This is a genomic window from Streptomyces sp. NPDC047028 (genome assembly GCF_040644095.1).
GTDB lineage: Bacteria > Actinomycetota > Actinomycetes > Streptomycetales > Streptomycetaceae > Streptomyces.
In genome coordinates this window covers 1-25,431 of sequence record NZ_JBEYVS010000043.1, presented here as the reverse complement: position 1 = coordinate 25,431, position 25,431 = coordinate 1, and the positions used below count along the sequence as shown (strand labels likewise).

At 73.9% G+C, this 25,431-nt stretch carries 18 protein-coding genes and 2 pseudogenes; 13 read left to right on the top strand and 7 right to left on the bottom strand.

Annotated elements, in window-relative coordinates; genetic code table 11:
- Window positions 1–20: 20 nt before the first annotated feature.
- Window positions 21–1,265 (bottom strand): SigB/SigF/SigG family RNA polymerase sigma factor, encoded by a 1,245-nt coding sequence (locus ABZ854_RS30080; protein ID WP_361216924.1) that lies wholly within the window; start codon window positions 1,263–1,265, stop codon window positions 21–23.
- A gap of 345 nt (window positions 1,266–1,610) precedes the next feature.
- On the opposite strand from ABZ854_RS30080, the gene ctaD reads away from it, so the two are divergent.
- Genes ctaD through ABZ854_RS30065 form a run of 3 tightly spaced genes read left to right on the top strand, consistent with a single transcriptional unit; the run spans window position 1,611 to window position 3,902 of the window.
- Window positions 1,611–3,329 (top strand): cytochrome c oxidase subunit I, encoded by a 1,719-nt coding sequence (gene ctaD / locus ABZ854_RS30075; RefSeq protein WP_361216921.1) that lies wholly within the window; start codon window positions 1,611–1,613, stop codon window positions 3,327–3,329.
- Entirely contained in the window at window positions 3,326–3,718 is a 393-nt protein-coding gene (locus ABZ854_RS30070; RefSeq protein ID WP_361216918.1) for a cytochrome c oxidase subunit 4, read from the top strand. Before ctaD ends, ABZ854_RS30070 begins: the two co-directional genes overlap by 4 nt.
- Before the next feature lie 22 nt (window positions 3,719–3,740).
- A complete protein-coding gene (locus ABZ854_RS30065; protein WP_361216915.1) occupies window positions 3,741–3,902 on the top strand; it encodes a hypothetical protein in 162 nt (53 codons plus the stop codon).
- A gap of 58 nt (window positions 3,903–3,960) precedes the next feature.
- Here the strand turns inward: ABZ854_RS30065 and ABZ854_RS30060 are convergent, their stop codons facing one another.
- On the bottom strand, window positions 3,961–5,616 hold the full coding sequence (locus ABZ854_RS30060) for a ubiquinol-cytochrome c reductase cytochrome b subunit (protein ID WP_361216912.1): 1,656 nt from the start codon (window positions 5,614–5,616) through the stop codon (window positions 3,961–3,963).
- A 229-nt stretch (window positions 5,617–5,845) separates the two neighbouring features.
- Here ABZ854_RS30060 and ABZ854_RS30055 point away from each other — a divergent pair, with 229 nt between their 5' ends.
- From ABZ854_RS30055 to ABZ854_RS30040, 4 genes are all read left to right on the top strand, one after another.
- Window positions 5,846–6,406 carry a hemerythrin domain-containing protein gene (locus ABZ854_RS30055; RefSeq protein ID WP_361216909.1) on the top strand — a complete coding sequence of 187 codons (561 nt, stop codon included), beginning with the start codon at window positions 5,846–5,848 and terminating at the stop codon, window positions 6,404–6,406.
- Between the two features lie 162 nt (window positions 6,407–6,568).
- The gene (locus ABZ854_RS30050; RefSeq protein ID WP_361216906.1) at window positions 6,569–7,282 is read left to right on the top strand and encodes a PepSY domain-containing protein; all 714 of its coding nucleotides are present in this window, start codon (window positions 6,569–6,571) and stop codon (window positions 7,280–7,282) included.
- A gap of 21 nt (window positions 7,283–7,303) precedes the next feature.
- Window positions 7,304–7,726: a hypothetical protein gene (locus tag ABZ854_RS30045; RefSeq protein ID WP_361216903.1), complete on the top strand. Its 423-nt coding sequence runs from the start codon at window positions 7,304–7,306 to the stop codon at window positions 7,724–7,726.
- Window positions 7,719–9,500, top strand: coding sequence for a glycoside hydrolase family 15 protein (locus ABZ854_RS30040; RefSeq protein ID WP_361216900.1), 1,782 nt, complete (start codon window positions 7,719–7,721; stop codon window positions 9,498–9,500). The genes ABZ854_RS30045 and ABZ854_RS30040 overlap by 8 nt, the downstream gene beginning before the upstream one ends.
- Before the next feature lie 363 nt (window positions 9,501–9,863).
- Here ABZ854_RS30040 and ABZ854_RS30035 read toward each other — a convergent pair.
- Both ABZ854_RS30035 and ABZ854_RS30030 read right to left on the bottom strand, forming a co-directional pair.
- Window positions 9,864–10,373: pseudogene (locus ABZ854_RS30035) on the bottom strand (MarR family transcriptional regulator); the annotation flags it as partial.
- Entirely contained in the window at window positions 10,366–11,532 is a 1,167-nt protein-coding gene (locus tag ABZ854_RS30030; RefSeq protein WP_361216897.1) for a PP2C family protein-serine/threonine phosphatase, read from the bottom strand. The pseudogene ABZ854_RS30035 and the gene ABZ854_RS30030, both read right to left, overlap by 8 nt.
- A 229-nt stretch (window positions 11,533–11,761) precedes the next feature.
- Here ABZ854_RS30030 and ABZ854_RS30025 point away from each other — a divergent pair, with 229 nt between their 5' ends.
- The gene (locus tag ABZ854_RS30025) at window positions 11,762–12,250 is read left to right on the top strand and encodes a hypothetical protein (RefSeq protein WP_361216895.1); all 489 of its coding nucleotides are present in this window, start codon (window positions 11,762–11,764) and stop codon (window positions 12,248–12,250) included.
- Between the two features lie 311 nt (window positions 12,251–12,561).
- On the opposite strand, the gene ABZ854_RS30020 is transcribed toward ABZ854_RS30025, so the two are convergent.
- Complete coding sequence (locus ABZ854_RS30020; protein ID WP_361216892.1) at window positions 12,562–17,454, bottom strand: DNA repair ATPase; 4,893 nt, start codon at window positions 17,452–17,454, stop codon at window positions 12,562–12,564.
- A gap of 97 nt (window positions 17,455–17,551) precedes the next feature.
- The gene (locus ABZ854_RS30015) at window positions 17,552–19,651 is read right to left on the bottom strand and encodes a flotillin family protein (RefSeq protein ID WP_361216889.1); all 2,100 of its coding nucleotides are present in this window, start codon (window positions 19,649–19,651) and stop codon (window positions 17,552–17,554) included.
- A gap of 231 nt (window positions 19,652–19,882) precedes the next feature.
- On the opposite strand from ABZ854_RS30015, the gene ABZ854_RS30010 reads away from it, so the two are divergent.
- Window positions 19,883–20,944, top strand: a complete 1,062-nt coding sequence (locus tag ABZ854_RS30010) for a helix-turn-helix domain-containing protein (protein WP_361216886.1) — start codon at window positions 19,883–19,885, stop codon at window positions 20,942–20,944.
- A gap of 39 nt (window positions 20,945–20,983) precedes the next feature.
- On the opposite strand, the gene ABZ854_RS30005 is transcribed toward ABZ854_RS30010, so the two are convergent.
- Entirely contained in the window at window positions 20,984–22,156 is a 1,173-nt protein-coding gene (locus tag ABZ854_RS30005) for an MFS transporter (protein ID WP_361216883.1), read from the bottom strand.
- 126 nt (window positions 22,157–22,282) lie between these two features.
- Here ABZ854_RS30005 and ABZ854_RS30000 point away from each other — a divergent pair, with 126 nt between their 5' ends.
- The 4 genes and pseudogenes from ABZ854_RS30000 to ABZ854_RS29985 form a co-directional block, all read left to right on the top strand.
- Window positions 22,283–22,729: a hypothetical protein gene (locus ABZ854_RS30000; RefSeq protein WP_361216880.1), complete on the top strand. Its 447-nt coding sequence runs from the start codon at window positions 22,283–22,285 to the stop codon at window positions 22,727–22,729.
- A gap of 106 nt (window positions 22,730–22,835) precedes the next feature.
- A complete protein-coding gene (locus ABZ854_RS29995) occupies window positions 22,836–23,756 on the top strand; it encodes a hypothetical protein (protein ID WP_361216877.1) in 921 nt (306 codons plus the stop codon).
- An 89-nt stretch (window positions 23,757–23,845) separates the two neighbouring features.
- A complete protein-coding gene (locus ABZ854_RS29990) occupies window positions 23,846–24,616 on the top strand; it encodes a maleylpyruvate isomerase N-terminal domain-containing protein (protein ID WP_361216874.1) in 771 nt (256 codons plus the stop codon).
- Between the two features lie 40 nt (window positions 24,617–24,656).
- Window positions 24,657–25,431, top strand: a pseudogene (locus ABZ854_RS29985) (hypothetical protein); the annotation flags it as partial.

The following is a 25,431-nucleotide window of genomic DNA, read 5'->3' as shown; positions in this document are numbered from 1 at the left end:
GAACTCCCTCAGAGACGGCCTCAGTCGTGCCCGGTGGGTGACCCCCGCATCGTTCTGATAAACGGAAAGTGACCCTTTTGCCAGGCTCGTGGCATGTTCGGCAGGCGCGCTGGGGCGGGGCACGGCGCGCGTGCGGCGCGGGTGGCAGGAGTGGGCGCGCGCCTGGCCGTACGGGTGCGGCTCCGGCGGCGCCTGTGGCGCCTGTTGAGCCGTGGCCTCGGGGAGCGCGCCTCGCGGCGCCCGGCGAGCGGGAGTTCTCCGGGCCGGCGGTCGGGCACTTCGGCCCGTGCCTCGTCGTCGCGCGCGTGGTCGCCCGGTTCCGCCGGTGTCCCGGGGATGGCCGCGTCGGCCGGTGTCCCCCGCCGGGGCGGTTCGGCCGGGGGTGTGCCGGGCCGGGCGCCGGCGGCCCGGGGGGCGGGCGCGGGCTCGGGCTCGGGCGGCAGCAGTTCGTCGCGCAGCCGGGCCAGACAGCGTTTCAGCAGCCGGGACACGTGCATCTGCGAGACGCCGACCGCCTCGGCGATCTGCGCCTGCGTCCGGTCGTGGAAGAACCGCAGGTAGAGGATGCGCCGTTCGCGCTCAGGCAGGGTGCCCAGGGCGTGTGCCAGGGACACGCGGTCGGCGACGAGGTCCAGGGCCGCGTCGCAGTCGCCCAGGGTGTCGGCCAGGGCGGGCCGCTGCGCGTCGGCTCCGTCTCGGTTGGCGTCGAGCGAGCGGGGGTGGCACGCCGCCTCCGACCTGAGCGCGTCCGTGACGGCCTCCTCGGTCAGACCGCAGGCCCGCCCGATCTCGGCGGGCGAGGGCGGGCGTCCGCGGGACCGCTGCTCCAGATCCTCCTGGGCCCGCCGCACCCGCTGCCGGGCCTCCTGGACCGGCCGGGGCAGCCGCAGCGGCCCGGTCCGGTCCCGCAGATGGCGCTTGAGTTCGCCGGTGACCGTCGGCAGCGCGTACGACAGGAAGGCGTGGCCACGGCCGGGGTCGTAGCCGTCGACGGCCTTGACGAGTCCGAGGCAGGCGACCTGGACGAGGTCGTCCTGCTCCTCCCCCGCCACACCGCGGTACTTGGCGGCGATCCGGCGGGCGAGCGGGAGGAGCCGCCGGATGACGCGGTCCCGGGCGGCGGCGCGGGCGGGGCCGGGGGGCTGGAGGGCGACGCCGCGCACCAGGTCGTCGATGTGCTCGGAGGACAGCGGGGCGTCGACCCCGCCGGGGACGCCGCTCGTTCTCTTCCGTCCTGGGTCACTGATGGTACTGAGGGGCGTCATGGGTGCCTCGGGCTGTCGGCAGGGACGTGGCTGGCGCAGCGAGTCCCCCGATTCGGTTACCGCATGCAAAGATCATTCTGTTGTCGCGTCGCCGGCCCCGCCTTCCGGACGCCGCCGAACGGGTGCCGGGCGCACGGGCGGTGCCGCCGGCTCCCCAGCCTCACGGCCCCGCGGGTCCGAGGTCGGCCCGGGCCGGGTGACGCGCGCACGGTGTCACCCGCACGGTGCAGCGGGCCCGGGCGCAGACGGGTGCGCGCCCGGGTTTAGAAGCAGGCGGTGGCGGCTAACCCGGTCGCGTTCGTGGCCGGACGCCGGCCCGTCGGTTCACCGCGTGGAGGGCGCTCAATGTCGACAACGCATCCGGGGCACGGCGGAACACGGGATGCCGAGCGGAACCCTCGCGTCAGCACGGGCGAGCGGATCAGGGACTACCTGACCACCACCGACCACAAGAAGATCGGGAACCTGTACCTCGTCACGTCGTTCGGGTTCTTCCTGGTGGCCGGGACGATGGCGATGCTCATGCGGGCCGAACTGGCCCGGCCGGGGATGCAGATCGTCACCGAGCAGCAGTACAACGAGCTGTTCACCATCCACGGCACGATCATGATGCTGCTGTTCGGCACCCCGACGTTCGCCGGCTTCGCGAACGCGGTGATGCCGCTGCAGATCGGTGCGCCCGACGTGGCGTTCCCCCGGCTGAACGCCCTGACGTACTGGCTCTTCCTCTTCGGGGGGCTCACCGTCCTCGGCGGGTTCCTCGCCAACCACGGTGCGGCGCCCTTCGGCTGGTTCGCCTACGCGCCGCTGAACAGCGAGGTGCACAGCCCCGGGCACGGCGGTGACCTGTGGGCGCTGGGCCTGGCGGTCGCGGGTCTGAGCACGACGCTCGGCGCGGTGAACTTCATCGCCACCATCATGTGCCTGCGCTGTCCGGGGATGACGATGTTCCGGATGCCGATCTTCACGTGGAACATCCTGTTCACGTCGATCCTGGTGCTGCTGGCCTTCCCCGTGCTCACGGCGCTGCTGCTGGCCCTGGTGGCGGACCGTCAGTTCGGGGCCCACATCTTCGACCCGGCCACCGGCGGATCGCTGCTGTGGCAGCACCTGTTCTGGTTCTTCGGCCATCCGGAGGTCTATATCGTGGCGCTGCCGTTCTTCGGCGTGGTCACGGAGATCATCCCGGTGTTCAGCCGCAAACCGGTGTTCGGCTACGTCGGCATGGTCGGGGCGACGATCGCGATCACCATGCTGTCGGCCACCGTGTGGGCGCACCACATGTTCGCCACCGGTGCGGTGCTGCTGCCGTTCTTCTCCCTGATGTCCTTCCTGATCGCCGTGCCCACCGGGGTGAAGTTCTTCAACTGGATCGGCACGATGTGGCAGGGCAGCCTCTCGTTCGAGACCCCCATGCTGTGGTCGCTGGGCTTCCTGGTGACCTTCCTGCTGGGCGGGCTCAGCGGGGTCCTGATCGCCTCGCCCCCGCTGGACTTCCACGTGACCGACAGCTACTTCATCGTGGCCCACCTGCACTACGTGCTGTTCGGGACGATCGTGTTCGCCACGTTCGGCGGCTTCTACTTCTGGTGGCCCAAGTGGACGGGGCGGATGCTCGACGAACGGCTGGGCCGCATCCACTTCTGGACGCTGTTCGTCGGCTTCCAGACCACGTTCCTCGTCCAGCACTGGCTCGGCGCGATGGGCATGCCCCGCCGGTACGCCGACTACCTGGCCGCGGACGGCTTCACCACCTTGAACACCATCTCGTCGATCGGCGCGTTCCTGCTGGGCCTGTCGACGCTGCCGTTCCTCTACAACGTGTGGAAGACGGCCCGCTACGGCGAGATGGTCGAGGTGGACGACCCGTGGGGCTACGGCCGCTCCCTGGAGTGGGCCACCTCCTGTCCCCCGCCGCGGCACAACTTCCACGCGCTGCCGCGGGTACGGTCCGACTCCCCGGCCTTCGACCTGCACCATCCGGAGGTGCTGCGGGTGCTGCCCGAGGAGGAGCGCGGCGACGTGGAACCCACCCCCGACACCCTAGGGACGCAGAGCGAATGAAGCACGAGGCGTATCTCTTCGGCGGCGTGGCCGTCTTCTTCCTGCTGACCGACGTCGCCTACATCTGGTTCGCCCGCGAACCCGTCGGCATCGCAGCGCTCACGGTCTCGTGCCTGATGTCGTCGGTGATCACGTTCTTCCTCGTCATGAACTACAAGCGCAAGGGCCGGCGGCCGGAGGACCGCCCGGACGGGGAGATCCAGGAGCGCAGCGGCCGGGTCGACTTCTTCCCCCCGCACAGCCCGTACCCCGTCGTCACCGCCGCCGGCGTGACGCTGCTCGCCGTCGGCCTCATCTACGGGGCGTGGCTCTCCCTCATCGGGCTCGGCCTGCTCGGCGGGGGCGTCTCCGGGATGGTCTTCGAGTTCTCCGGCCGGGGCGACGCCTGAAGCCGCAAATCGACCGCTCGGCGTGTGGTTGATCGTCGCGCTCCGGGTGGTCACCGCGACCCACGGCGCACCTGCCGGCATCGTGTGGAACAACTGCGTCACGGGCGCCGTGACCCTGTTGCTGGGGCTGGCCGCGATGGAGCTGACCGTCGGCGTGAGCCGGACCCGCCGACCTCACCGGTGATCCCACCGTCCACCAGGTGTCGCGCCCGCCGTCGCACGGGCGCGACACGTTCGCGTTCCTACTCCTCGCCCTCGCTCCCCTCCCCGCCGGCACCCTCGGAGACCGGGTCGGCCGTGCGGCCCGTGATCTGCAGCCGCTCCTCCGCCGTGGTGGGCATATCGACCCGGTCCCGGTAGTACCAGGAACTCAGCGACGCCTGAAGCCTGCGATGCAGGGGGGCGTCGGCTCCCGGGTGGACCAGCGGCCGGGGGATGTCCCGGACCAGCAGCTTGTAGCGGGTGTCCTGGTCGAGCCTCTCGTGGGTCTCCCCCATCCCGCCGGCCAGGTCCTGGATCACCTCACCGGTCTCCTCGCCCTCCTCCAGCAGCGTGCGCTCGTGCTTCTGCATCGCGAGGCACACGCGCTTGGTGACGTGATGGGCGAGGACCGGCGCGACGAACACGGCCACCCGGAAGATCCAGGTCAGCATGTTCAGGGAGACGTCGAACTCGTACGCCAGCACGTCGTTGCCGCCCGCCATGAGCAGCACGGCGTAGCACACCACGGCCGCCACGCCGAGTCCGGTCCGGGTCGGATGGTCACGCGGCCGGTCGGCGATGTGGTGCTCCCGGAGGTCCCCCGTCACCCACCGCTCGAACACCGGGTACATGTAGAGGATCAGGAACAGCAGGGCCGGCAGCAGGACGGCCGGCACGAGGACGTTCCACATGAAGGTGTGCCCGGCCACGTTCCACTCGACGCCGGGCATCAGCCGCAGCGCGCCCTCCAGGAACGCGACGTACCAGTCGGGCTGCGCGTCGGTGGACACCACGTCCGGGACGTAGGGGCCGTAGGCCCAGATGGGGTTGATCTGGGCGACGGCTCCGAGGATGGCCGTGGCGCCCGCGACCATCAGGGCCAGACCGGTGGACTTGGCGATGAACTGGGGGTACATCGGCTGCCCGACCACGTTCCGGTTCGTCTTGCCCCGGCCGGCCCACTGCGTGTGTTTCAGGTAGACCACCAGAATCAGGTGGGCGGCGATCAGGGCGATCATCACGCCCGGCACGAAGAGGACATGCACGATGTAGAGCCTTCTGACGATCGCCTCGCCCGGGTAGGGACCGGCCCAGAGGAAGAAGCTCAGATAGGTTCCGACGACCGGGATCGACAGCACGATCGAATTGGCGGTGCGCAGGCCCGTGCCGGACAGCAGGTCGTCGGGCAGCGAATAGCCGCAGAACCCCTCCAGGAGCGCGAGCAGGAAGAGGGTCACCCCGATCATCCAGTTCAGCTCGCGCGGCCGGCGGAAGGCCCCGGTGAAGAAGATCCGCAGCATGTGCACGCCGATGGCGGCCACGAACACCAGCGCGGACCAGTGGTGCATCTGACGGATCAGCAGGCCGCCGCGCACGTCGAAGCTCAGGTGGAGCGTCGACTCGTAAGCCTTGGAGACCAGGAGCCCCTGCAGCGGCTCGTACGAACCGCGGTACGGCACCTCGGCCAGGCTCGGGTCGAAGTAGAGGGTCAGATAGGTGCCGGTCACCACCAGCACGATGAAGCTGTAGAGGGCGATCTCGCCCAGGAAGAACGACCAGTGGTCGGGGAAGGCCTTGCGCAGCAACTGGTTCGCCAGCTCCGACACCGGCGCACGCCGGTCGGCCACGACATAGGTCTGGAACCCGGCCTGCCGCCCCCTCGCCCGTACCCTCGCCCTGCGTCGTCGCAGCAGCACGCCCGCACCACGCTCCTCCACGTCGGCCCTCGGTTCGCGCCGCACGGCCCGGCGGGTCGAGCGGCGGGCGCGGGGGTACCCGAGCCGCTCGTCTTTCAATCCCGGTCGGCCGGGCCGAGGCATGACGCGGGGGCGATGGGGGCACCCGGGGTGCGGCAGTGGCCGGCCGGCGCCGGCCGCGCCAGCCCGGCGAGTGCGCCGGGGTCACGCGCCGGCAGGGAGCCTTTCAGTGGAGAGCGAGAGCGGCATGCTCGGGGAACTCACCGCGGACCACCAGCGGATCCAGCGCCTCTTCGACCAGGCGCGCTCCGCCGCGCCCGGCAGCGCCGAACGGACGTCGCTGGTGGAGCGGATCAGCATCAGCGCCGTACGGCACCTGGTGGCGGAGCGGGAGCACCTGCACCCGACGGTGCGCCGGTACGTCGTGGACGGCGACGACTGGGTCCAGGCACAGCTCGCCGAGGGCCGGGAACTCGAATGGACCCTCAGCGCGCTGGAGGCCGCGGATCCGCGCGGCGAGGAGTTCGTGGAGCTGCTGCTGGCCGCCGGCAGCGGGGTCACGCGGCATGTGCTGGAGCAGGAACAACTGGTCTTCCCCCGGTTGCAGGCGCTGTGCCCGCCCGACGTACTGCGCGCAGCGGGCTCCGACGTACGGCCCACGGAGGAGTCGGCGCCGACCAGGCCGCGCCCGCGCTCACCGCGGTCGGCGCCGCTGGCCAAGGTCACCGCGCTGGCCTGGGGACCCCTGGACCGGCTGCGGGACCACGTGACGCGGCGCGGCCGGGGGTGACCTCCGCCTGGTCGTACACGTGGTGGCCCGCCCGGGCGAGTCGGTGTCGTCCGCCGGCCCGGCCGGTTTGGGAAACGCCTGCGGGCGTACCCCGGTGCCGGCGGGAAACCGCGGGAACCTCACGAGCGGCAGCGCGGCCGGGACAGGAAGGCAGGCAGGCACATGGCCCATCCCCCAGGGAGCAGGACCGGACGGCGCCGCCGGTTCGGGTTCGTCGTGGCGGCGGCGTTGCTCGCCGGGACCGCCGCGTGCGGCGGCCCGCCGCCGACGCACCCTTCCGAGGTCCTGCCCCAGGTGGCGACGGAGTACGACCGGGCCATCCGCAAGGCGCTGGACGAGGTGTCCGGCAGCAAGCTGGTCTCCGTGGAGCTGAGCCGGGTGAACACCGTCGCCCCGGTGTGGCGGACGAGCGTCGCCACTGAGGACGGCACCGAACACCTCGTCCGCGTCGGGGCCGCCGGGGGCGACGTCCTGGGGGCGGACGTGCCCGCCGGTCAGTCGGCCGCCTCGAAGACGCGCACCGGCACACTGGTCGCCGGCGCGAAGCTCCTGCCCGAGGAGGCGGTCGACCGGGTGCGGATGCCGGAGTACGGGAAGGTGACCGACGTCCGGCTGGAGAAGGACGCCACGGGCCGCACGGTCTGGTCGGTCACCATCGAGACGGTGGGGCCGCACCGCGTCCACGCCTACCGCGTCGACGCCGTCACCGGCGAGGTGACCGGCGTCGCACCGGCCGGCTCGGCCTCGCCGGCCCCGTCACCGAGCTCGACCCCGTCACCGAGCGGGACCCCGAGCGCGACGCCCGCGCCGAGCGGCTCGCCCAGCGCGAGCCCCCCGCCCGTCCCGGCCCGGTCCGGGGCCGGCGGTCCGGCCTGAGGGACCTGAGGAGGTGGCGTGATGGTGCCGGAGAACGCCGTCCGCGTCGCGTGGGGTTCCGCGCTCGTGGTGTTCCCGGGCGGCGTGCTGAGCCGCTGCCCGCACACCACCGCGAGCCGGGCCGCCCGCGGCGCGGTGCGACTGCTCGGCGCCCGGCAGGTGGCGCAGGGGCTGGCCGGCGCCTGGGGCGTCGTACCCGCCCGGTGGGCGGCCGTGCCGGACGCGCTGCACGCGGCGAGCATGGCCGCCCTCGCCCTGGCCAGCCGGCGCTGGCGTACCGCCGCGCTGGCCGACTTCGTCGTGGCCGGGGCGTTCGCGGTGCGTACGGCGCGGTCGGCCGCACGGCACCCCGAGACCCCGGCCGTGCTCCCGGGATCCGGGGCCGGTCGGCGCAGCACGCGTTTCCGGTCGCCGCACCGGGGTAAGCCCGAGTGCCATGGGTGACGATACGGATTCCGATGCGACACCACCCCCGCGTGACGGCGCGTGCCCGCCCTGGGTGCTCCGTGACTACGCAACCCTCGCGGACGGCGAACGCGGAGCGCTGGTGGACCCCAAGGGCAGGATCGTCTGGCTCTGCGCCCCCCGCTGGCACGACGACGCGGTCTTCTCGTCCCTGATCGGCGGTGCCGGGCACTTCGCGGTCACGCCCACCGACGACTGGCACGTCTGGGGCGGCTACTACGAGGACGGCACCCTGATCTGGGTGAGCCGCTGGGTGGCCCGGGACAGCGTCGTGGAGTGCCGGGACGCCCTGGCGATGCCCGCGTCGTCCGACCGGCTCGTGCTGCTGCGCAGGATGCGGGTGGAACGCGGCGCGGCCCGGCTGCGGATGAGTCTCGACCCCCGCCCGGGGTTCGGTTCCGAGCGTGTGCGCAATGCCCGGCTGGACGGGGAGGTGTGGACGGCCCGGGCCGGCGGACTGCACCTGCGGCTGCTCGGCGCGCACCGGGCCTCCTGGGGCGAGGAGGGGCTGCGCGGCGAGTTCCGGCTGGCCGAGGGCGAGGAACACGACCTGGTGCTGGAGCTGTCCGAGCGGCCCGGCACCGGCCCGCTGGAGCCCGGCCGGCTGTGGCGGGAGACGGAACAGCAGTGGAAGGACGCCGTACCGGACTGCTCCGACCTCGCCGCGCCCCGCGACGCACGGCACGCCTACGCCGTACTGCGCGGGCTGACCAGCGCCTCGGGCGGCATGGTCGCGGCGGCCACGACCTCGCTGCCGGAGCGGGCGAACAGCGGGCGCAGCTACGACTACCGCTTCGCCTGGCTGCGCGACCAGAGCTACGCGGGCCTGGCGGTCGCCGCGCACGGGCCGCACCCCCTGCTCGACAGCGCGGTGCGCTTCGTGTCCGAGCGCATCCTCGTCGACGGGGACGGGGTGCGGCCCGCGTACACGGTCGCCGGCGGGCCGGTGCCCGGGGAGTCGTCGCTGCCGCTGCCCGGCTACCCGGGCGGCAGTGACCGGATCGGCAACGCGGCGGCCACCCAGTTCCAGCTCGACACCTTCGGCGAGGCCCTGCAGTTGTTCGCGGCCGCCGCGCGGCACGACCGGCTCACCCCGGAGGCGGAGCAGGCGGTGACGGTGGCGGTGGACGCGGTCGAGCGCAACTGGCAGCGGCCCGACGCCGGTCTGTGGGAGCTGGACGACCGGTGGTGGACCCACTCACGGCTGAGCGTGGTGTGCGGGCTGCGCCGGATCGCGGAGGTGCTGCCCGGCGCGACGAGCGAGCGATGCGCCCAGTCGGCCGAGGTCATCCTCGCCGAGACCCGCCGGCGCTGTCTGCGGCCGGACGGCCGCTGGCGCCGGGCGGCGGACGACGACGGCCCGGAGGCGGCCCTGCTGGTGCCGCTGGCTCGCGGCTGCATGCCCGCCGGCGATTCCAGCGCCGCCACCACCCGGGCGTACATCGAGGACTACCTGGGCGAGGACGGCTACCTGTACCGGTTCGACCACGAGGGCATCCCGCTGGGCGAGGCCGAAGGGGCGTTCCTTCTCTGCGGGTTCACCATGGCCCTGGCCACCCACCACCTGGGCGACCGGCAGCGGGCCTGGCGCTGGTTCGAGCGGACCCGGTCGGCGTGCGGGCCGGCCGGTCTGTTCGCGGAGGAGTACGACGTGCACCAGCGACAGTTGCGCGGCAACCTGCCCCAGGCGTTCGTGCACGCCATGCTCCTGGAGTGCGCGGCCCGCCTCGACGAGGGGACGCCACCGGACTGAGCGGCGCCGGCCCGCGTCAACGCTCAGGCGCGGCACCCACCCGGCCCTCCGGACGAGCCCCCCGGGCTCCCCCAGGCCTTCGGCCGAGTCCCGTGGCTACCCCGGCCCTTCGAGGGAGTCCCCCGGCGCCCGCGGCCCTTCGGACGAGCCCCCAGGCTACCCCGGCCCTTGGGGGGAGTCTCCCGGCTTCCCCTCACCTTCGGCGGAGTCCCCCGGCTTCCCCGGCCCTTCGAGGGAGTCCCCCGGCGCCCGCGGCCCTTCGGACGAGCCCCCAGGCTTCCCCGGACCTTCGGCGGAGTCTCCCGGCCCCTTCGGACCTTCGGCGGGGTTCGGGGAGTCCGGGGTCGGCGGGGTGGCGGTCAGCCAGCCCAGTCGGGACGGCTCGGTGCCGTCCACGGGGACGGGGGGCTCGCCGCCGGCCTCGTTGAACGCGGCCAGTGCCTCGATGAGCGCGGCCCGCTGGCCCGGGCGCAACCGCTCGACGATCGGGGCGAGTTCGGCGCGCCGCCGGGCGGTGACCGTCTCCACCGTCCGCCGGCCCTCCCCGGTCAGCCGCAGCAGTGTCTCCCGCCGGTTGGCGGGGTTGGGCTGCCGGTCCGCGAGGCCGGCCGCGATCAGCCGGTCCACCATGCGCATCGCGGTCGAGGGCGCCACCTGGAGCAGGTCGGCCAGGGCGACCAGCTTGGTGGCACCGCGGCTGGACAGCACGACCAGCATGCGGAACTGCGGCAGGGTCACCCGCTCCTCGACCTCGGCGAGGGAGCGCGCGGACACCGCCACGAGCAGCCGGGAGGCGGTCAGCACCGCCCGGGTGACCGCGTCGACGTCGTCCCGGCCCGGCTCGGGCCCGGCCTCGGATTCGGGCTCAGGCATCGCGGTCTCGGCCATGGTCCCTTTGTACCCCGTGCGCGGCGCCGGACGTACCGTCCACGCGCGCGGCGGGCGCGGACCCCGGCGCCGGCCCGTCGCCGGGGTGACCGCGATGGCGCACCAGCAGCATCGCCGCGTCGTCGTGCAGCGGTCCCTCGGCGTGCCGCATCAGATCCTCGCGCAGGGCGCCCAGGGCGGCGTCCGCGTCGGGCTCGTCCAGCAGCCGCGACCGGTCGCCGAGCGGGTAGAACACGCCGTGCGCGTCCCGGGTCTCGGTGACGCCGTCGGTGTAGAGGAGCAGTTGCTCGCCGGGGGCGAAGGGCACCCGGTACGGCTTGGGGCCCTCCGTCTCGTGCATGCCGAGGCCCAGCGGCAGCGCGTAGGCGGGCGGCCGCGGGAAGTCGGTGCGGCCGTCGGCGCGTACGACCATCGGGGCGGGGTGCCCGTAGTTGAGGAAGACGACGTCGTGGCCGGAGCCGATCTCGGCGAGGACGGCGGTGACGAACTTCTCCCCCTCCAGTTCCCGGGCCACGCTGCGCTCCAGCCGCTCCCCCAGGCCCAGCAGGTCGGGCTCGTCGTGGGCCGCCTCCCGGAAGGCGCCGAGCACCACGGCGGCCGTCTCGACCGCCGCCAGTCCCTTGCCCTGCACATCGCCGACGATCACCCGGATCCCGTGCGGCGAGGCCACCACCTCGTACAGGTCCCCGCCGATGTGCGCGTCGGCGACGGCCGAGGTGTAGGACACCGTCGTCAGCAGCGGGCCCGCCGTTCTCGGCACGGGGCGCAGCAGCACCCGCTGGGCCACCTCCGCGATGGAGCGGACGCTGGCGAGTTCCGCCTCCCGCCGGGAGCGCATCAGGGCGGCCGCGATGCCCACGCCGGTGACCCCGGCCACCGAGGCCATCGCGGTGAAGCCCCGGCGTTCCTCGAAGAGTCCGTCGTACACCCCGAGGACGACGCAGAGGAGCAGGGACGCGGCACCGATCAGGGCCGTACGGCGCCAGCCGCCGACCAGGCCCGCGAAGGCGGGGCCGAGCGAGACCAGCGGCAGGAAGCCCACTCCGGGTCCGGACAGGAGGTCCCCCGCCGTCACCACGGCCATCACCGCGAAGGGCATCCAGGACAGCACCGTCACGTTCCTCGGTGGGTTCTTCACGGTCATGGACTGCTCCAGCGGTCTCGCGGCACTGAAGAGCCGCCTCGCCCGGACGCCCCTCCTCATCTTTAGACTATGCAAAGGTAGGGGCGGGGGTGGCTCCCGCCCCGGCGCGTTACCCGATCGAAGCCCGCACCGGTTCCGGCCGCACCGCTCGCGCGGCGGACGGAACGCGCGGGCCCGTGTTCCCGTCCTCAGGGTGGGGTGCGCCGGGGTGAGCAGCGGAGGGGCAGTGGTGAGGGGACGGCTGGGCGGGGGCGGCGGGCACGAGGACGTCCCCGCGGTTCCGGACGCGGTGTGGCAGAGGTTCCTCGACGACAGCGAGCGGGCGATCCGGCGGTCGGCGCCGAGGGAGCCGTCGGCGCGGGAACGGGCGGCCGCCGGTGCGGTCGGCGCAGCGCAGGCGTCGGAGCCGGTCGAGCCGGTGGGTGAGCTGTGGCAGCCCGAGGAGGCGCGGCCCGGCCGGGCCTGGCGGGAGCTGGACGGCAGGGACCGGTGCCGCCGGCTGGCCGGTGTGCTCGGCACCGCCGCCGCGATCGTCATGGTGCTCGGGGCCGTCTCGTACCTGCCGCACGGCGGCGCGGGCCCGGCCGGGCCGGCCGGCGGCGTCACGACGCGGCAGACGCAGAAGGCGTCCGATCCGCTGGCCGGCACCTCCCCCACGCCGGACGCGGCGGGCGGGACCGCGTCTCCGGCCGCCCCGGACACCGGACCGCGCACCTGACCGGCCGAGGCGGCGTCAGAGCGCGAAGTAGCGCAGCCAGACCTAGGCGAGACAGACGGCGACGGAGGTGGCGGTGACGACCAGCCCGTACTTGGTGAACTGCCAGAAGCCGATGGGCCGGCGGTTGCGTTCCGCGATGCCGAGGACGACGACGTTGGCGCCGGCGCCGATCGCGGCGAAGCCGAGCCGGCGGCCGAGGTGACCGCCCGCCGGTCAGTCGTGGCGCATGCGGCGGCGGTCTCGGCGGATCAGGACGGCCGTGCTGAGCGCGACCAGGGCGACGGCGGCGGCGAGCGGGGCGAGGAAGTACGTCACCGGGTCTCCCGGGGCCCGATGACGTGCCGGGGATGCGCGGAGCCGGCCGGGTCGCCGGTGGCGCGGCGGATGGCGGACTCGACGGCGGCGATCCGGTCGGCGAGCAGGCCGAGTCCGGCCACGGCGCGGACGAGGGGATCGTCCGCGGCGCCGCCGAGCGCCTGGGCGCGGACGTGGGCAGCCTTGACCTCGGTCCACCGGTCGGCCTGGGCCGGGGTGAGCGTGCCCCGCAGTTCGGCGAGTTTGAGCAGGTTGGCCTCGGCGCCCTGGGTGAGGGTCCGGGCCTCGGCGGTGTAGTGGTCGTCGATGACGGCGGCGCGTTCGGCGTCGTTCATGACGGGCTTCAGGCGCTGGGCGATCCGGTTCATGGTGCGGTAGGAGCCCTGGAGGCGGAACGGCGGCTCGGTGCGGGCGGCGTCGGCGTGGGCGGCGGAGGCGATGTAGGCGGCGTTGACCGCGAGGACGGTGTCGCGAGCGGCGAGGAGGTGGCGCAGCACGGCGAGGACGCGGTCCAGCTCGGCCGGCGGGACGGCGTGGTCCAGGCGGTCGGCGCGTGCCGTGGGGTCGCCGGCGGCGAGCCGGAGCAGCAGGTCCAGGTCGGCCCGGTCCCGGCCGGCGAGGGGCGCCAGGACGGGGTTCGCGGTGAGCGCGTTCTCCAGGAAGCTGAGGGCGAACGCGTCCTGCTTGCCGGTCAGGACGTCGCCCAGGTTCCACACGTCGGCGCGGTTGGCGAGCATGTCGGGGACCTGGAAGCGGGCGCCGGACTCGGTGAAGGGGTTGCCGGCCATGCAGACGGCGAAGCGCTTGCCGCGCAGGTCGTAGGTGCGGGGCTCGCCGTCCCACACGCCGTCGACGCGGCGGGTCGCGTCGCACAGCGGGATGAACTTCTGGAGCAGTTCGGGCGAGGTGTGCTGGATGTCGTCGAGGTGGAGGAGGGTGTTGCCGCCCGCCGCCAGCGCGAAGTTGATCTTCTCGATCTCCTGGCGGGATCCGGCGTCGGGGGCGTCGGCGGGGTCGAGCGAGGTGACGGCGTTGCCGAGGGCGGGGCCGCTGACCCGCACCAGCATCAGGCCGAGCCGCCCGGCGACGTACTCCATGAGGGTCGTCTTGCCGTAGCCGGGTGGGGACAGGAGCAGCAGCAGGCCACCGGAGCCGGTGCGTCCGCCGGCGCCGGCGGTGCCGAGCTGCTTGGCAAGGCTGTCGCCGACGAGCGGAAGGTAGACCTCGTCGACGAGCCGGTTGCGGACGAAGCCGGGCATCACCCGGGGCCGGTGGTCGTCCAGCCGCAGCCGGGCGCGTTCGGCGTCCACCAAGGCGGTGCGCCGGCGCTGGTAGGCGCGGAACGCGGGCACGTCGTGGGCGGCGAACCGGGCCGTGCGGGCGATGAACTCGTCGAGTCGCAGCGGGAGCCGGCCGCCGGTGACGCGCGGGTGGGTACCCAGCAGCCCCTCGGCGGTCGCGGTGAGCGGGGCGTCGCCGTCGTAGCGGGGCAGGTCCGGGCAGAGTTCGGCCGCGACCGCCTCGGCGAGGTCGCCCGGGGCGAGTTCGGCGCCGGTGGCGGTGGCGTAGGCCGACAGCCAGGCCTGGACGAGCTGCCGGCGGGCCGGAAGGTCGTCCAGCGCGGCCAGGTCGTCGTCATAGGCGGTGGTGCCCACGGTGCGGCGGAACTTCTCCAGCAGGACGCGCACGTCGGCGCCGAGGACGAAGCCCTCGGGCCCGCCGGTGAGTTCCTCGAAGAGGTAGCCGGCGGCGGCCTCGCCGCCGAGGGCGTCCGCGTCACCGCCGATGGCGTCCGCCAGTTCGCGGCGCAGGTCGGTGATGGCGGGCGCCGGGCCGAAGGTGTCCCGGGCGCGGGCCAGCGAGCGGGCGCGCCGGGTCCAGGTCTGGCGTGCCGCCTCCGTGGTGCGGTGCGCCCAGAAGAGCTGGGCGGCGGCGCGGGCGGCCGGTTCGTGGCGCAGCGCCCCGGCCCCTTCGTACAGGGGCAGCAGTGCGGTGAGGACGGCGGTCGCGTCGTGGTCGTGGACGCCGGTCTCGTATCCCTCGTCGTACGCCTCCTGCGCCGTCCGGCGTACCAGTGCTGGCAGGTCGGCGGCCATGAGCGCTTCGGGTGAGTGTGCGCCGAGCAGGCGGGCGGCGAGGTGTTCGGCGCGGTAGACCTCGGGTGACTCGGAGGGCAGGGTGCGCTGCCGGAACGGGCGGGTGTCCGCGAAGCCGGGGTCGGTGACGGGGGCGCGGTAGTCGGTGCCGGTGACGGCGTAGGCGAGGCCCTCGCCCTGCGGGACGAGGGTGAGGTCGAGGGGCTGGGTGGTGACGGCGAAGCGATGGGCGCCGAGCCGCAGGGTGCGTCCGTCGTCGCCGTACAGGTCGGTGCGGTCCTTCAGGGCGCGGGCGGCTTCCTGCCGGGTGGACTCCAGGCGGCCGGTGAGTTCCTCCGCGCGGACGGGATCGCCGAGGTCCCGCAGTTCGGCGGCGGAGCGGCGGACCTTGGCCACCAGGGGGTCGGAGGCGAAGTAGGCGCTGACCGCGTCGGGGTCGGTGAGGGTGGCGGAGCGCCGGGCGACGGTGTCCAGGACGCGGGCGGCGGAGGCCGCGAGCTGTTCGGCGCGGCGGGCACGGGCGTCGGCGAGGGTCTGTTTGCGGGCGGTGAACGCCTCGTAGATCTCGGTGCGCCGGCCGGCGAGGTCCGCGAGGACGTCGTCGAACTCGGCGAAGCGGGACTCCAGGTCCTCCAGCCGGGCGAGGAGGCGGGCGAGTTGGTCGTCGCAGGCCTCGGTGGTGTCGGCGGCGGCGAGCGCGGTGGTGACCAGCTGGCCGAGCAGGGCGGTCTCGGCGGCCGACTCGGCGCGGCCCTCGTGGTCGAGGAGGGCGCGGCGACGGGCGTCGAGGGCGGCGCGGGCGCGGTTGACGCCGGCGAGGACGGCGGCGGCGCGCTCCAGGACGGCCGTGCGGACGGTGGCGTCGCCCATGTCGAGGCTCGCGACGACGTCGGTGACGGTGGTGAGCCCGTCGGCCAGTTCGTCGAGCCGGGCGGTGACCGGGGCCGCTTCGGCGACCGTGCTGATCGCCTGGGCGTCGGCGGCGAGTTGTTCGACGTCGGTGTGGTGGGCGGCGAAGGCGTCGTCCTCGGCGAGGAGGCCAACGGCCCGCTCGCCGAGGGCCGCGAGGTCGGTCTCGGCGGCGGTGGCGAGGGTGTCGAGGCGGGCCCGGTCGACGTACCGCAGCTCCTTGAGGTCGATGAGCCGGCCGTGCGCGTGCCGGAGTTCGGTCAGGCCGGCGACCCAGGCGGCGGCGTCCTTCGGGGCCTCGCCGCGCAGACTGCGCACCACGGTGGCGATCCGCCCGGCGGCCTCGTCGAGCGCGCCGGCGGCCTGCCGGGTGAGGGCCTGCACGTGCTCGAACTCGGCGAGGATCTGGCCGGCGGTGTCCCGGACGGCGTTCAGCGGCCCGCGCAGGCCGCCGAGTTCGGCGTCACCCAGCCAGTGGTGGCCGTCGGCGGTGCGGACGCAGGCGGCGGACAGGGTCTGGTAGCCCTCGCCGGTCGTGATGCCGTCGCGGACGGCGCCGGCGACGGACAGGCAGGCGGAGATGGAGCGCACCAGGTCGGCGTTGCCGATCCGGGCCAGCGGTCCGCTGCCGGCGGGGGCGCCCGCGGCATGGGTGTCGGAGTCGTACGGCGAGTGCCACAGCTGGACCGGGTGGACCTGGGCCGACTGGTCGCCGTCCGCGCGGACCACGGCGAACGTGCCGTCGTCGAAGAGGGCCCAGCCCCGGCAGGGCAGCGGGGCCGCGACCTCCTGGCGGATCGTGTTGTACGAGAGCAGCAGGGCGCGGCCGCCGCCGCGCGCGTGGAAGGCGTACAGCACGTCCTCGCCGTTGGGCGAGCGCACCTCCCGCTCGAACTCCAGCCCGCGGACGTCGAGGTCGTACGTCTTCGCGGCCCCCGTGGCCAGGCAGTAGCCGCCGGGGAACAGGACGCCCCGGCCTTCGGGGAGGCGTCGGCAGCCCTGTCCGAGGCCGTCGAGGCGGGTGACCGATCCGGTGAGGGTGTTGAACACGAGGTGCCGGTGGGCGTCCTCCTTGTAGGGGCGTACCCGCAGGAGGACGAGGGCGCCCACGCGCGCGTGGGCGATGTCCGCGTCGGCGAGGGCCTGCAGTGGTTCGTCGACCGGTTCGCTGTGGATGCCCTCCCCCGTCTCGGTGTCGTTCTCCGTCTTGACGGTGAGGGTGCCCCCGACGGTCGAGACGAACAGGCCGCCGGGGACGGCGACGTGCGGGTGGCGGCCGAGGACGTGGTCCGCACGGGTCGTCGCGGTCCAGGTGACCTCGTCGGCGGGCGGGAAGACGTCGTCGCGTTCGCCGCGCGCGTCCAGGAAGGTCACCCGGCCGTCGTCGGTGAGGGTCCAGCGCAGTACGCGGATGTCGTCGGCCTTCTCGCCGGTGCGGAACACCGCGAGGAGCCGGCCGGCGGTGATCCGCAGGCGCAGGAGCCGGGCCTGGCGGAAGTAGCGGTGCAGGTCGGCGAACTCCCGCTGGAAGGAGGGGTCGTCGAGCAGTCCGGGCACGGCGGTCTCGGGCAGCGGGTTCAGCTCGCGGTCGTAGAGCGTGAACACGTCGGCCACCGGGGGCCGGGCGTCCGGTGCGGACCGGCCGGCGGTGCCGAGGAGCAGCGTGTCCCCGACGGCGACGACGTCGCACGGGACGCACGGGTGCGGGGTGCGCAGCCGCTCGCTGCCGGCGAGGTCGAGCCGGGCGGAGCCGAACTCCTCGACGCGGCGGGCGTTGAGGGCGTCGGCACGGCGGGCGAGTTCGGCGGCCTGCGCGGTGAGGCGGTCGCGCAGCAGCTCGTAGGTGCCGGCGTCGTGGGCGCCCGCCTCCGGGACGGTGGCCATGGACGGTTCGTTCCTTCCACGTGACAGGTTCCACAAGACACGGGTGAGGGGGCCCCGGCTGCCGTCCCCTGTGCGGCAGCCGGGGCACCGGTGGTGATCAGACCCTGCTGGTGCCGTTCAGCGCGGTGAGCGGGGTGTCGGCGATGCCCAGTTCGCCCGCCCTGTCCAGGAGTTGCTGCACGGTGCCGGCCTCGGTGCCGCCCGACTGCATGAGCTTCATCAGCAGCGCGGAGACCGTCAGGTTCTGCACGTCGGCGGTCGAGGCCCGGCCGAGGATGCCGGCCAGGTCGTCGGTGAAGCTGGAGGTGCCGTCGAGCCAGGGGCGGGCCAGCGCCTGCGCGGTCTCGGAGTGCCGCACGAACCCGTCGACGCCCTTGCCGAGCGCGATGGAGGAGACCAGCCGGTCGAAGAAGACGGACTCGCCGCCGACGATGTCGATGTCGGCGTTCTCCAGACCGGTGGCGAGCACGGTGGCCTGTGCCTCGGCGACCTGCCGCTGCACGTCCAGGCCGGCGAGCCGGATCTCCTTCTCCGCCTGGAGCCGCAGCCGGTACTCCTCGTGGCCGCGGGAGGCGTCGTCGAGGGCGGCCATCGCGGCGGCCTTCTCGGTCAGGCCCTCCGCCTCGGCCTTCAGCTTCCCGCCGATGCCGTCGGCGTCGGCCAGCGCCCTGGCCCGCGCTCCCTCGGCGTCGGCGAGCGCCTTCGCCTTCGCCCCCTCGGCTTCGGCGAGCGCCTTGGCCCTGGCGCCCTCGGCCTCGGCCCGCAGCCGGGCCTGGGTGGCCTCCGCCTCGGCCCGGCCGGCCTTCTCGATGACGGCGGCCTCCTTGTCGCGGACCTGGACGGCGGCGAGGCCCTCGGCGGCGGCCTCGGCCTGCACGCCCTCGGCGAGCCGCAGCTTGGCCCGCGCGTCGAGGTCGGCGGTCTTCAACCGGGCCTCGGCGAGGGTGAGTTCCTCGGCGGCGCGGTGGGTGGCGGCCTGTTCGGCGGCCTCCGCCGCCTTGATGTCCTTGACCAGCTTCTCCTGCGCCTCGGCCTCGGCGGCGATGATGACGGCCTGCCGCTCGCGCTCCGCCTGCTCGACGGCGCGCAGCTTCTTGATGGACTCCTCCTGCTCGGCCACCGTCCGGTCCACCGCGACCCGTTCGCGCACGACCTCGGCGATGTCGCGGCGCTGCGCCTCGACCTCCTTGTCGGCGGAGATCTTCGTCAGCTGGGTCTCCCGCTCCCGGGCGATGACCTCCAGCATGCGGTCCTTCTCGATCCGCTCGTTCTCCACGGCGATGACCCGCTCGCGGTTCTTCGCGGCGACGGCGACCTCGCGGGCCTGGTTCTCCCGCTGCACGCCGAGCTGCTCCTCGGTGCGCAGGAACGCGCCCTGCGCACGCAGCCGTTCCTCCTCCACCACCCGGGCGGTCTCCGCCTCCTCGCGGGCGCGGGAGGTCTCGATCTCCCGCTTCTGCTTGATCTCGGCGTCCGCCTGCCGGCGCTCCAGCTCCAGGACGGCCTCCCGGGCGTCCACGTTCTGCCGGGTGATCTCCTTCTCCTCCGTGCGCTGCGCCTCGTTGGTGCGCACGTGCTCCACGGCGGTCAGCTCGGTGATCTTCCGGATGCCCTGGGCGTCCAGGACGTTCGCCGGGTCCAGCTGGGACAGCGGCGTCTGCTCCAGGTAGTCGATCGCCGCGTCCTCCAGGTGGTAGCCGCTCAGGTCGACACCGATCAACTCGATGATCTTGTAACGGAGTTCCTCGCGCTTGGTGTAGAGGTCGGTGAAGTCCAGCTGCTTGCCGACGGTCTTCAGCGCCTCGGAGAACTTGGCGTGGAACAGTTCCTGAAGGGTCTTCTGGTCGCTGGCGCGTGCCGTGCCGACGGACTGGGCGACCTTGATGACGTCCCCGACGGTCTTGTTGACCTTCACGAAGAACGAGATGCGGATGTCGGCGCGGATGTTGTCCCGGCAGATCAGGCCGTCCCGGCCGGCCCGGGTGATCTCGATGGCCTTCACCGAGATGTCCATCACCTCGGCCTTGTGCAGCACGGGCAGGACGACCTGGCCGGTGAAGGTGACGTCGACCCTGCGCATCCTGGAGACGATCAGCGCCTTGCCCTGCTCCACCTTGCGGAACAGCCGAGAGAGGGCGAACAGCGCGAGGGCGACGAGGAGCAGACAGACGACGGCGAGCACGCCGATGGCATCCATGACACACGTCCTTCAGGCATCAGAAGAAGGGCCGGGAAGCGGGCGTCCCGGTGCCGGACACCCTGCCGGTGTCCGGCACCGAAACGCTCAGCAGTGCTCCCCGCGGGTCATGATGGGCGAGCGGCTCCCGCTCGCGCATTGCCGACATCCGGCAGTGTTCACTAAGGTCTGCATGCCGGTGGGGCGACAGGAGGGCCGCACCGGCGCGCGAACATCCACGGGGGGGACGGCGTGACACACCGGGATACGCCCGAGCGGTATCTGGACGGCTACGACCGCATCCTGAAGGAGGTCTCGGACACCGGCCGCCGGCTCACCCGGGAGGAGCTGGAGTCGCGGCGCGTACTGGGTGAGCACGCCGCCGACGACGGGCACGGACTGCGCGCCCTGGTGAGCGCCCATCTGTCCGCCACCCGCGCCGGCTGGCCGAGTACCGGCTCCGGTACGGCGGACAGCGTCCTGGCGGCCGTGCAGCAGGCGATGGACGCCTTCGCCGAGGGGTACGAACGCGCGCAGACCCTCGCCGTACGCCAGGAGGAGGCGGCCCGCCGCGAGTTCATCGACGACCTGCTCTACGGACGCAGCGACCTGGGCCGCCTCGCGGAGCGCGCCGAACGCTTCGGGCTGCGGCTCGGCCACGCCCACGCGGTCGCCGTGGCGCGGGGCCCGGCCGCCTACACCGAGGGCGACGCGGTACCCCGCCAGGTGGAGCAGGCGCTCCTCGCCCGCTTCGGCAACCGCAGCGTCCTGCTCACCACCAAGGACGGCCGGCTGCTGTGCATCGCCCCCGGCCACGAGGACGAGATCCTGCCCTACTTCGCGAAGCAGGCCCACGCCGCCACCGACGGCGGCACGGTGGCCATCGGGCGGCCCCAGCCGGGCCCCGGTGGCGTCGTCCAGTCGTACGAGGAGGCTCTCAACACCCTCGAACTGGCCGACCGGCTGGGCCTGGACGACCCGGTGCTGCGCGCCGTGGACCTGCTCGTGTACCCGGTCCTCACCCGTGACCGGCAGGCCATGGCCGACCTGGTGCTGGACACCCTCGGCCCGCTGACGGCGGCCCGGGGCGGTGCCGAGCCGCTCCTGGCCACGCTCACCGCCTACTTCGACGTCGGCTGTGTGGCCGCCGAGGCGGCCCGCCGCCTGTCGCTGAGCGTGCGCGCCCTGACGTACCGGCTGGAGCGCATCCACAAGCTCACCGGCGCCAACCCGGCCGATCCGGGCCACCGTTACATGCTGCAGACCGCGGTCATCGGCGCCCGGCTGCTGGACTGGCCGGCCAAGGCCCTGTGAGGCGCTGCCGCCAACGACCTGTGAGGCCGGCCGCCGCCCTCACGGGCGGTGCCGGGGGCGGGTGACCGCGAGGAGCACCAGGGCGAGTGCCTGGATCGCGGCCACCACCGTGATCAGCACCGGGATCGAGTAGTCGTACAGGGCGCCGGTCAGTGCTCCGCCGACCAGGCCCGCACCGCCGACCACACCGGCGAAGACCCCGTACGCGGTGGCCCGCCGGGGCGGGGGCACCAGGTCGGCGACCGTCGCCCGCAGCGTGGACTCCTGCACGCCCATCGCCGCACCCCACACCAGGGACCCGCCCACCGCCCACGCGACGGTGTCGGTGAACGCCAGCGCCGGTACGGCGGCGGCCAGGACGGGCAGGACGACGAGCACCCGCGGGCCGATCCGGTCGTACCACCAGCCGGTGGCCAGCGCGGCCACCGCGTCGACGGCCATCGCGCCCGCGTACAGCACCGGCACCCAGGCGGTCGTCAGCAGGTGCCGGGTCACCAGGTGGTACGACAGCACGCCGAACGTCGCGAATCCGGCGGTCGTGGTCGCGGTGAACGCCGCGTAGGTCCAGAAGGCGGCCGGCAGCCGGCCCCCGGGTGCCGGCGCCGGGCCGCCCGCGGCGGCGGTCACCGCGCGCTCGTACGCCTCCGGGTCCGGCACCCGGGCCCGCAGCCAGAACAGCAGCCCCAGCACGGCCACCCCCGGTGCCGCGAGGACGCCCAGCGCGGGACCGTAGTCGCCGCCGGTCAGGGCGAGGACACCGGCCACCGTCAACGGGCCGACGAGGGCGCCGACCTGGTCCATCGCCTCGTGCACGGCGAACCCGCGGCCGCGGCCGGTCGCGGCCGTCGCGTGCGACAGGAGGGTGTCCTTCGCCGGAGAGCGCACCGCCTTGCCCACCCGCTCGGCGACCACCAGGACGCAGGCCGCCCACAGCACGCCGACCACGCCGAGCGGCGGCACGGAGACGACGGTCAGCGCGTAACCGGCGATCGCCAGCCCCCAGAACCTGCGGGTACGGTCCGCGAGCGGGCCCGACACCAGCCGCAGCACCAGCGCCGCCGCCTCACCGGCACCGGTGACGACACCGACGACGAGGGCGGAGGCGCCCAGCGAGGCAAGCAGCGGGCCGGTGACCGAACGGGCGCCCTCGTACACGAAGTCGGCGAGCAGGCTGACCGCCCCGAACCACACGACGAACCGCCACGGCCGCATCCCCGCCGGCTCCGCTCGCGGCCCGGCCGCTTCAGGGTTCACTCCGCCTGCTCCCGGTCCACGTCCGGACTCTACGCCGCGCGGGGGGACTCGGCGGGCCGCTGCCCGTGCCCTTAGGGTGAAGCCGTGATCGTGACGCAGCCCTCCGCCGGTGCGGCCGGGGTCCGCCGCCGTCGGGTGGTGCGGCCGGCCGTGCTGGTCGCCGTACTGCTGGGGCTGTTCCTCATGCACGGCGGTCCGGCCGCGGCCGACGGCGGCTGTCACGGGGCGGCGCCCGGCATGCCGGTCGCCTCGCACATGCCGGCCGGAACGGCCGCGCACGCCGTCCGCGCTCCGGAGGGAGCGGGTCCCAAGGCCGTGGCGCGGGTGGACCGGGCCGCGCGGGGTGCCCTGTGCGTGGCCACCACGCCCCGCTCCGGGATCCCGCTGCCACCGCTCACCGCGGCCGTCGTCCTGCTCGTGGCCGCCGTTCTGCTGCCGGGGACCGGGCGGGCGTACGGCGACGTACGCCACCGGGGGCCACCGGCCGGCGGGCGTGACCTCCTGTACCAGGTGTGCGTCGCACGGACGTGACGCGACCACCGGACCGCGGCTCACCGCCACGCGTCCGGTACCGGTCGCCCGTTCACGTTCACCGCGCCGGGCCCACGGCACGGCGCCCACCTGGAAAAGACGCCACATGTCCCAGCACCACCGGACGATCCGCCATGCCCTCACGGCGGCCACCCTCACCGCGGCGCTCGGCCTCACGCTGACCGCCTGCGGCTCCGGCTCCGGCTCAAGCCACAGCTCGCCCATGGCCGGCATGGACCACGGGGGCACACCCTCCCGCTCCGCGTCGGCCGACGCGATGGAGTCCATGCCCGGCATGGACACCGCGTCCGCCGGCAACGGCCTGGCCGCCGCCGAGGACGGCTACCGGATGACGTCCGCGCGCGCCACGCTGCCCGCCGGCCGCGCGGCCGGCTACCGCTTCACCATCACCGGTCCGGACGGCGGGCCGGTCACCGGTTTCGCCGTCGACCAGACCGAGCGAATGCACTTCTACGCCGTCCGCACCGACCTCACCGGCTTCCAGCACCTGCACCCGGCCATGGCCGGCGACGGCACCTGGACCGCGCCCCTGGCCGCCCTGCGACCGGGCACCTGGCGCCTGTACGCCTCCTTCACCCCGGACAGTGGACCCGGCAAGGGCAAGGACCTCGTCCTCAGCCGCACGGTGAAGGTGCCCGGAACGGCGACGGAGGCGTCGCTGCCGCCCGCGTCCGGCAGCACCACCGTCGACGGCTACACCGTGGCGGTGAAGGGCGACCTCATGGCGGGCATGGCCCATCAGTTGACCGCCACCGTCACCAGGAACGGCGAGCCGGCCGCCGACCTGCAGCCGTACCTGGGCACCTTCGCCCACCTGACCGCCTTCCACCAGGGCGATCTCGCCTTCGCACACCTCCACCCGGAGAGCAGCGCCGGCGGCGACCGCGGCGGACCGTCCCTGACCTTCCACGCCGAGTTCGCGCGGTCCGGGAACTGGCGGCTGTTCCTTCAGTTCCGGACCGGCGGCACGCTGCACACCGCGGCTCTGACGCTGCACGTCGGCTGATCCCCGCGCCGCGGTGACCGTCCGGCCGGTGGGGGCCTTCCCGGCCCCCACCGGTTTGGGCGGCGTCCCCTGACGGCTACTCATGGCGCATGATTCCCTCTCAGGTCGAAGAAGCCCTGCCGGAACTGGTCCCCTTCGTCCGTGCCGTGCAGGGGCGGCGGCCCGACGCCGGGACGTGGTGCGAGGCCTGGACGGTGCGCGACGTCCTGGTCCACCAGACGGGCAACGCCGAGGAACTGGCCCGGGTCCTGGAGGCGTTCATCGCGGGGGCGCCGGTGGAGACCCGGGGCTTCGAGCGTGAGGCTCCCTACCGGCGGATGCCCGACTCCGAGCTGTGGGCGGCCTTCGTCAGCCGCTGCGCACATCTCGTGGACGTGGCCGCGGCCGCCGCGGACGACCTGCCCGCGGACACGGAGGTGATGTGGACCGGCCGGTCCGTGACGGTCCCCTTCTTCGTCGAACACATGCGTCAGGAACTCGTGCTGCACCGCTGGGACCTCACCGGTGACGACCGTACGGCGGTCCGGTCGCTCGACGAACCGTGGATGACCGAGCACAGCGTCATGTCGGTCGGCCGCCCGCTGCTGACGAAGGGCCGCGCCGGCCTGGACCTGGGTGCCGGGGAGCGGGTCGAGGGCCGGCTGCGTACGCCGGGCACGGACGACGTCGTGGTGACCGCCGACGCCGACGGCGCCGCCATCCGTCTGGCTGCTCCCGAGGGCCCCGCCACGATCGAGAGCGACGCCGCCGTACGGCTGCTGCTGCTCTGGGGCAGGCGCCCGGCCGATCCCTCGCGCTGGCACAGCTCCACCGGGCCGGAGAACCTGCTCGCGGTCCGGACGTTGCTGGGTGGCTACTGAGGCATTGACCTGAGCAAAACTTAGGTTAGCCTAACCTTTCATGAGCACCCTTCTGCTGGCCGCGGACACGGCCGGTTACACGCTGCCCACCCCGTGGCGAGCCCTGACCAAGACCGGCTACTTCATCGGCCTGAGCGGCGCCGTCGGCGGCCTCGTCACCTACGCGACCACGGTGCGCCCCGCTCTCAGGGGGGCGTCGGACGGTGACGCTGACGGCTCCCGGCTGCGCGACCGCCTGTCGGTCTGTTTCGCCTGGTCCGGAGTGGTTCTCCTGGCGGCCGGATACTTCCAGCTCGTCGCGCGGGTCGCCCGGAACGGCCCCGGGATGCCGTTCGGCCACGCCCTGGCACCAAGACCCATATGGCAGTTCCTCAGAGCACCCGCGGACGACGGCGCCTGGATCGCGCAGGGCACCCTCTACCTGGTGCAGAACCTCGTCCTCCTGGCAGCCGCGATCACCCTCATGACGCTGTTCACCCGCGGCGCCCGGCGCCGGCTGGACCAGATCGCCCTCACCGCGCTCCCCCTCGCCCTGGCCGTCACGCTGATCGGCGCGGTCCCGGCCACCGTCCCGCTGAAGACGGACGAGGTACTGGACCGGGTCCTGACCCAGATCCACATCATCAGCGGCACCGTATGGCTCGGCGGTCTCGTCCTGCTGAGCCTTCTCGCCGGCGCCCGGCGGCGCCTGGGCCCGGACGCGGGCCTGCTCTGGGCCGACCTGTGGCGCCGCTTCAGCCTCGTCGCGATGATCTGCGTCGCCGCCGTCGTCGTCTCCGGACTGTGGATGACCTGGGAACACGTGGGCGCCGTCA

Bases quoted from the DNA above. Each gene is read 5' to 3' on its own strand.
- ABZ854_RS30080 (WP_361216924.1), bottom strand. From the start codon at position 1,265: ATGACGCCCCTCAGTACCATCAGTGACCCAGGACGGAAGAGAACGAGC.
- ctaD (WP_361216921.1), top strand. From the start codon at position 1,611: ATGTCGACAACGCATCCGGGGCACGGCGGAACACGGGATGCCGAGCGG.
- ABZ854_RS30070 (WP_361216918.1), top strand. From the start codon at position 3,326: ATGAAGCACGAGGCGTATCTCTTCGGCGGCGTGGCCGTCTTCTTCCTG.
- ABZ854_RS30050 (WP_361216906.1), top strand. From the start codon at position 6,569: ATGGCCCATCCCCCAGGGAGCAGGACCGGACGGCGCCGCCGGTTCGGG.
- ABZ854_RS30045 (WP_361216903.1), top strand. From the start codon at position 7,304: ATGGTGCCGGAGAACGCCGTCCGCGTCGCGTGGGGTTCCGCGCTCGTG.
- ABZ854_RS30040 (WP_361216900.1), top strand. From the start codon at position 7,719: ATGGGTGACGATACGGATTCCGATGCGACACCACCCCCGCGTGACGGC.
- ABZ854_RS30030 (WP_361216897.1), bottom strand. From the start codon at position 11,532: ATGACCGTGAAGAACCCACCGAGGAACGTGACGGTGCTGTCCTGGATG.
- ABZ854_RS30020 (WP_361216892.1), bottom strand. From the start codon at position 17,454: ATGGCCACCGTCCCGGAGGCGGGCGCCCACGACGCCGGCACCTACGAG.
- ABZ854_RS30015 (WP_361216889.1), bottom strand. From the start codon at position 19,651: ATGGATGCCATCGGCGTGCTCGCCGTCGTCTGTCTGCTCCTCGTCGCC.
- ABZ854_RS30005 (WP_361216883.1), bottom strand. From the start codon at position 22,156: ATGCGGCCGTGGCGGTTCGTCGTGTGGTTCGGGGCGGTCAGCCTGCTC.
- ABZ854_RS29995 (WP_361216877.1), top strand. From the start codon at position 22,836: ATGTCCCAGCACCACCGGACGATCCGCCATGCCCTCACGGCGGCCACC.
- ABZ854_RS29990 (WP_361216874.1), top strand. From the start codon at position 23,846: ATGATTCCCTCTCAGGTCGAAGAAGCCCTGCCGGAACTGGTCCCCTTC.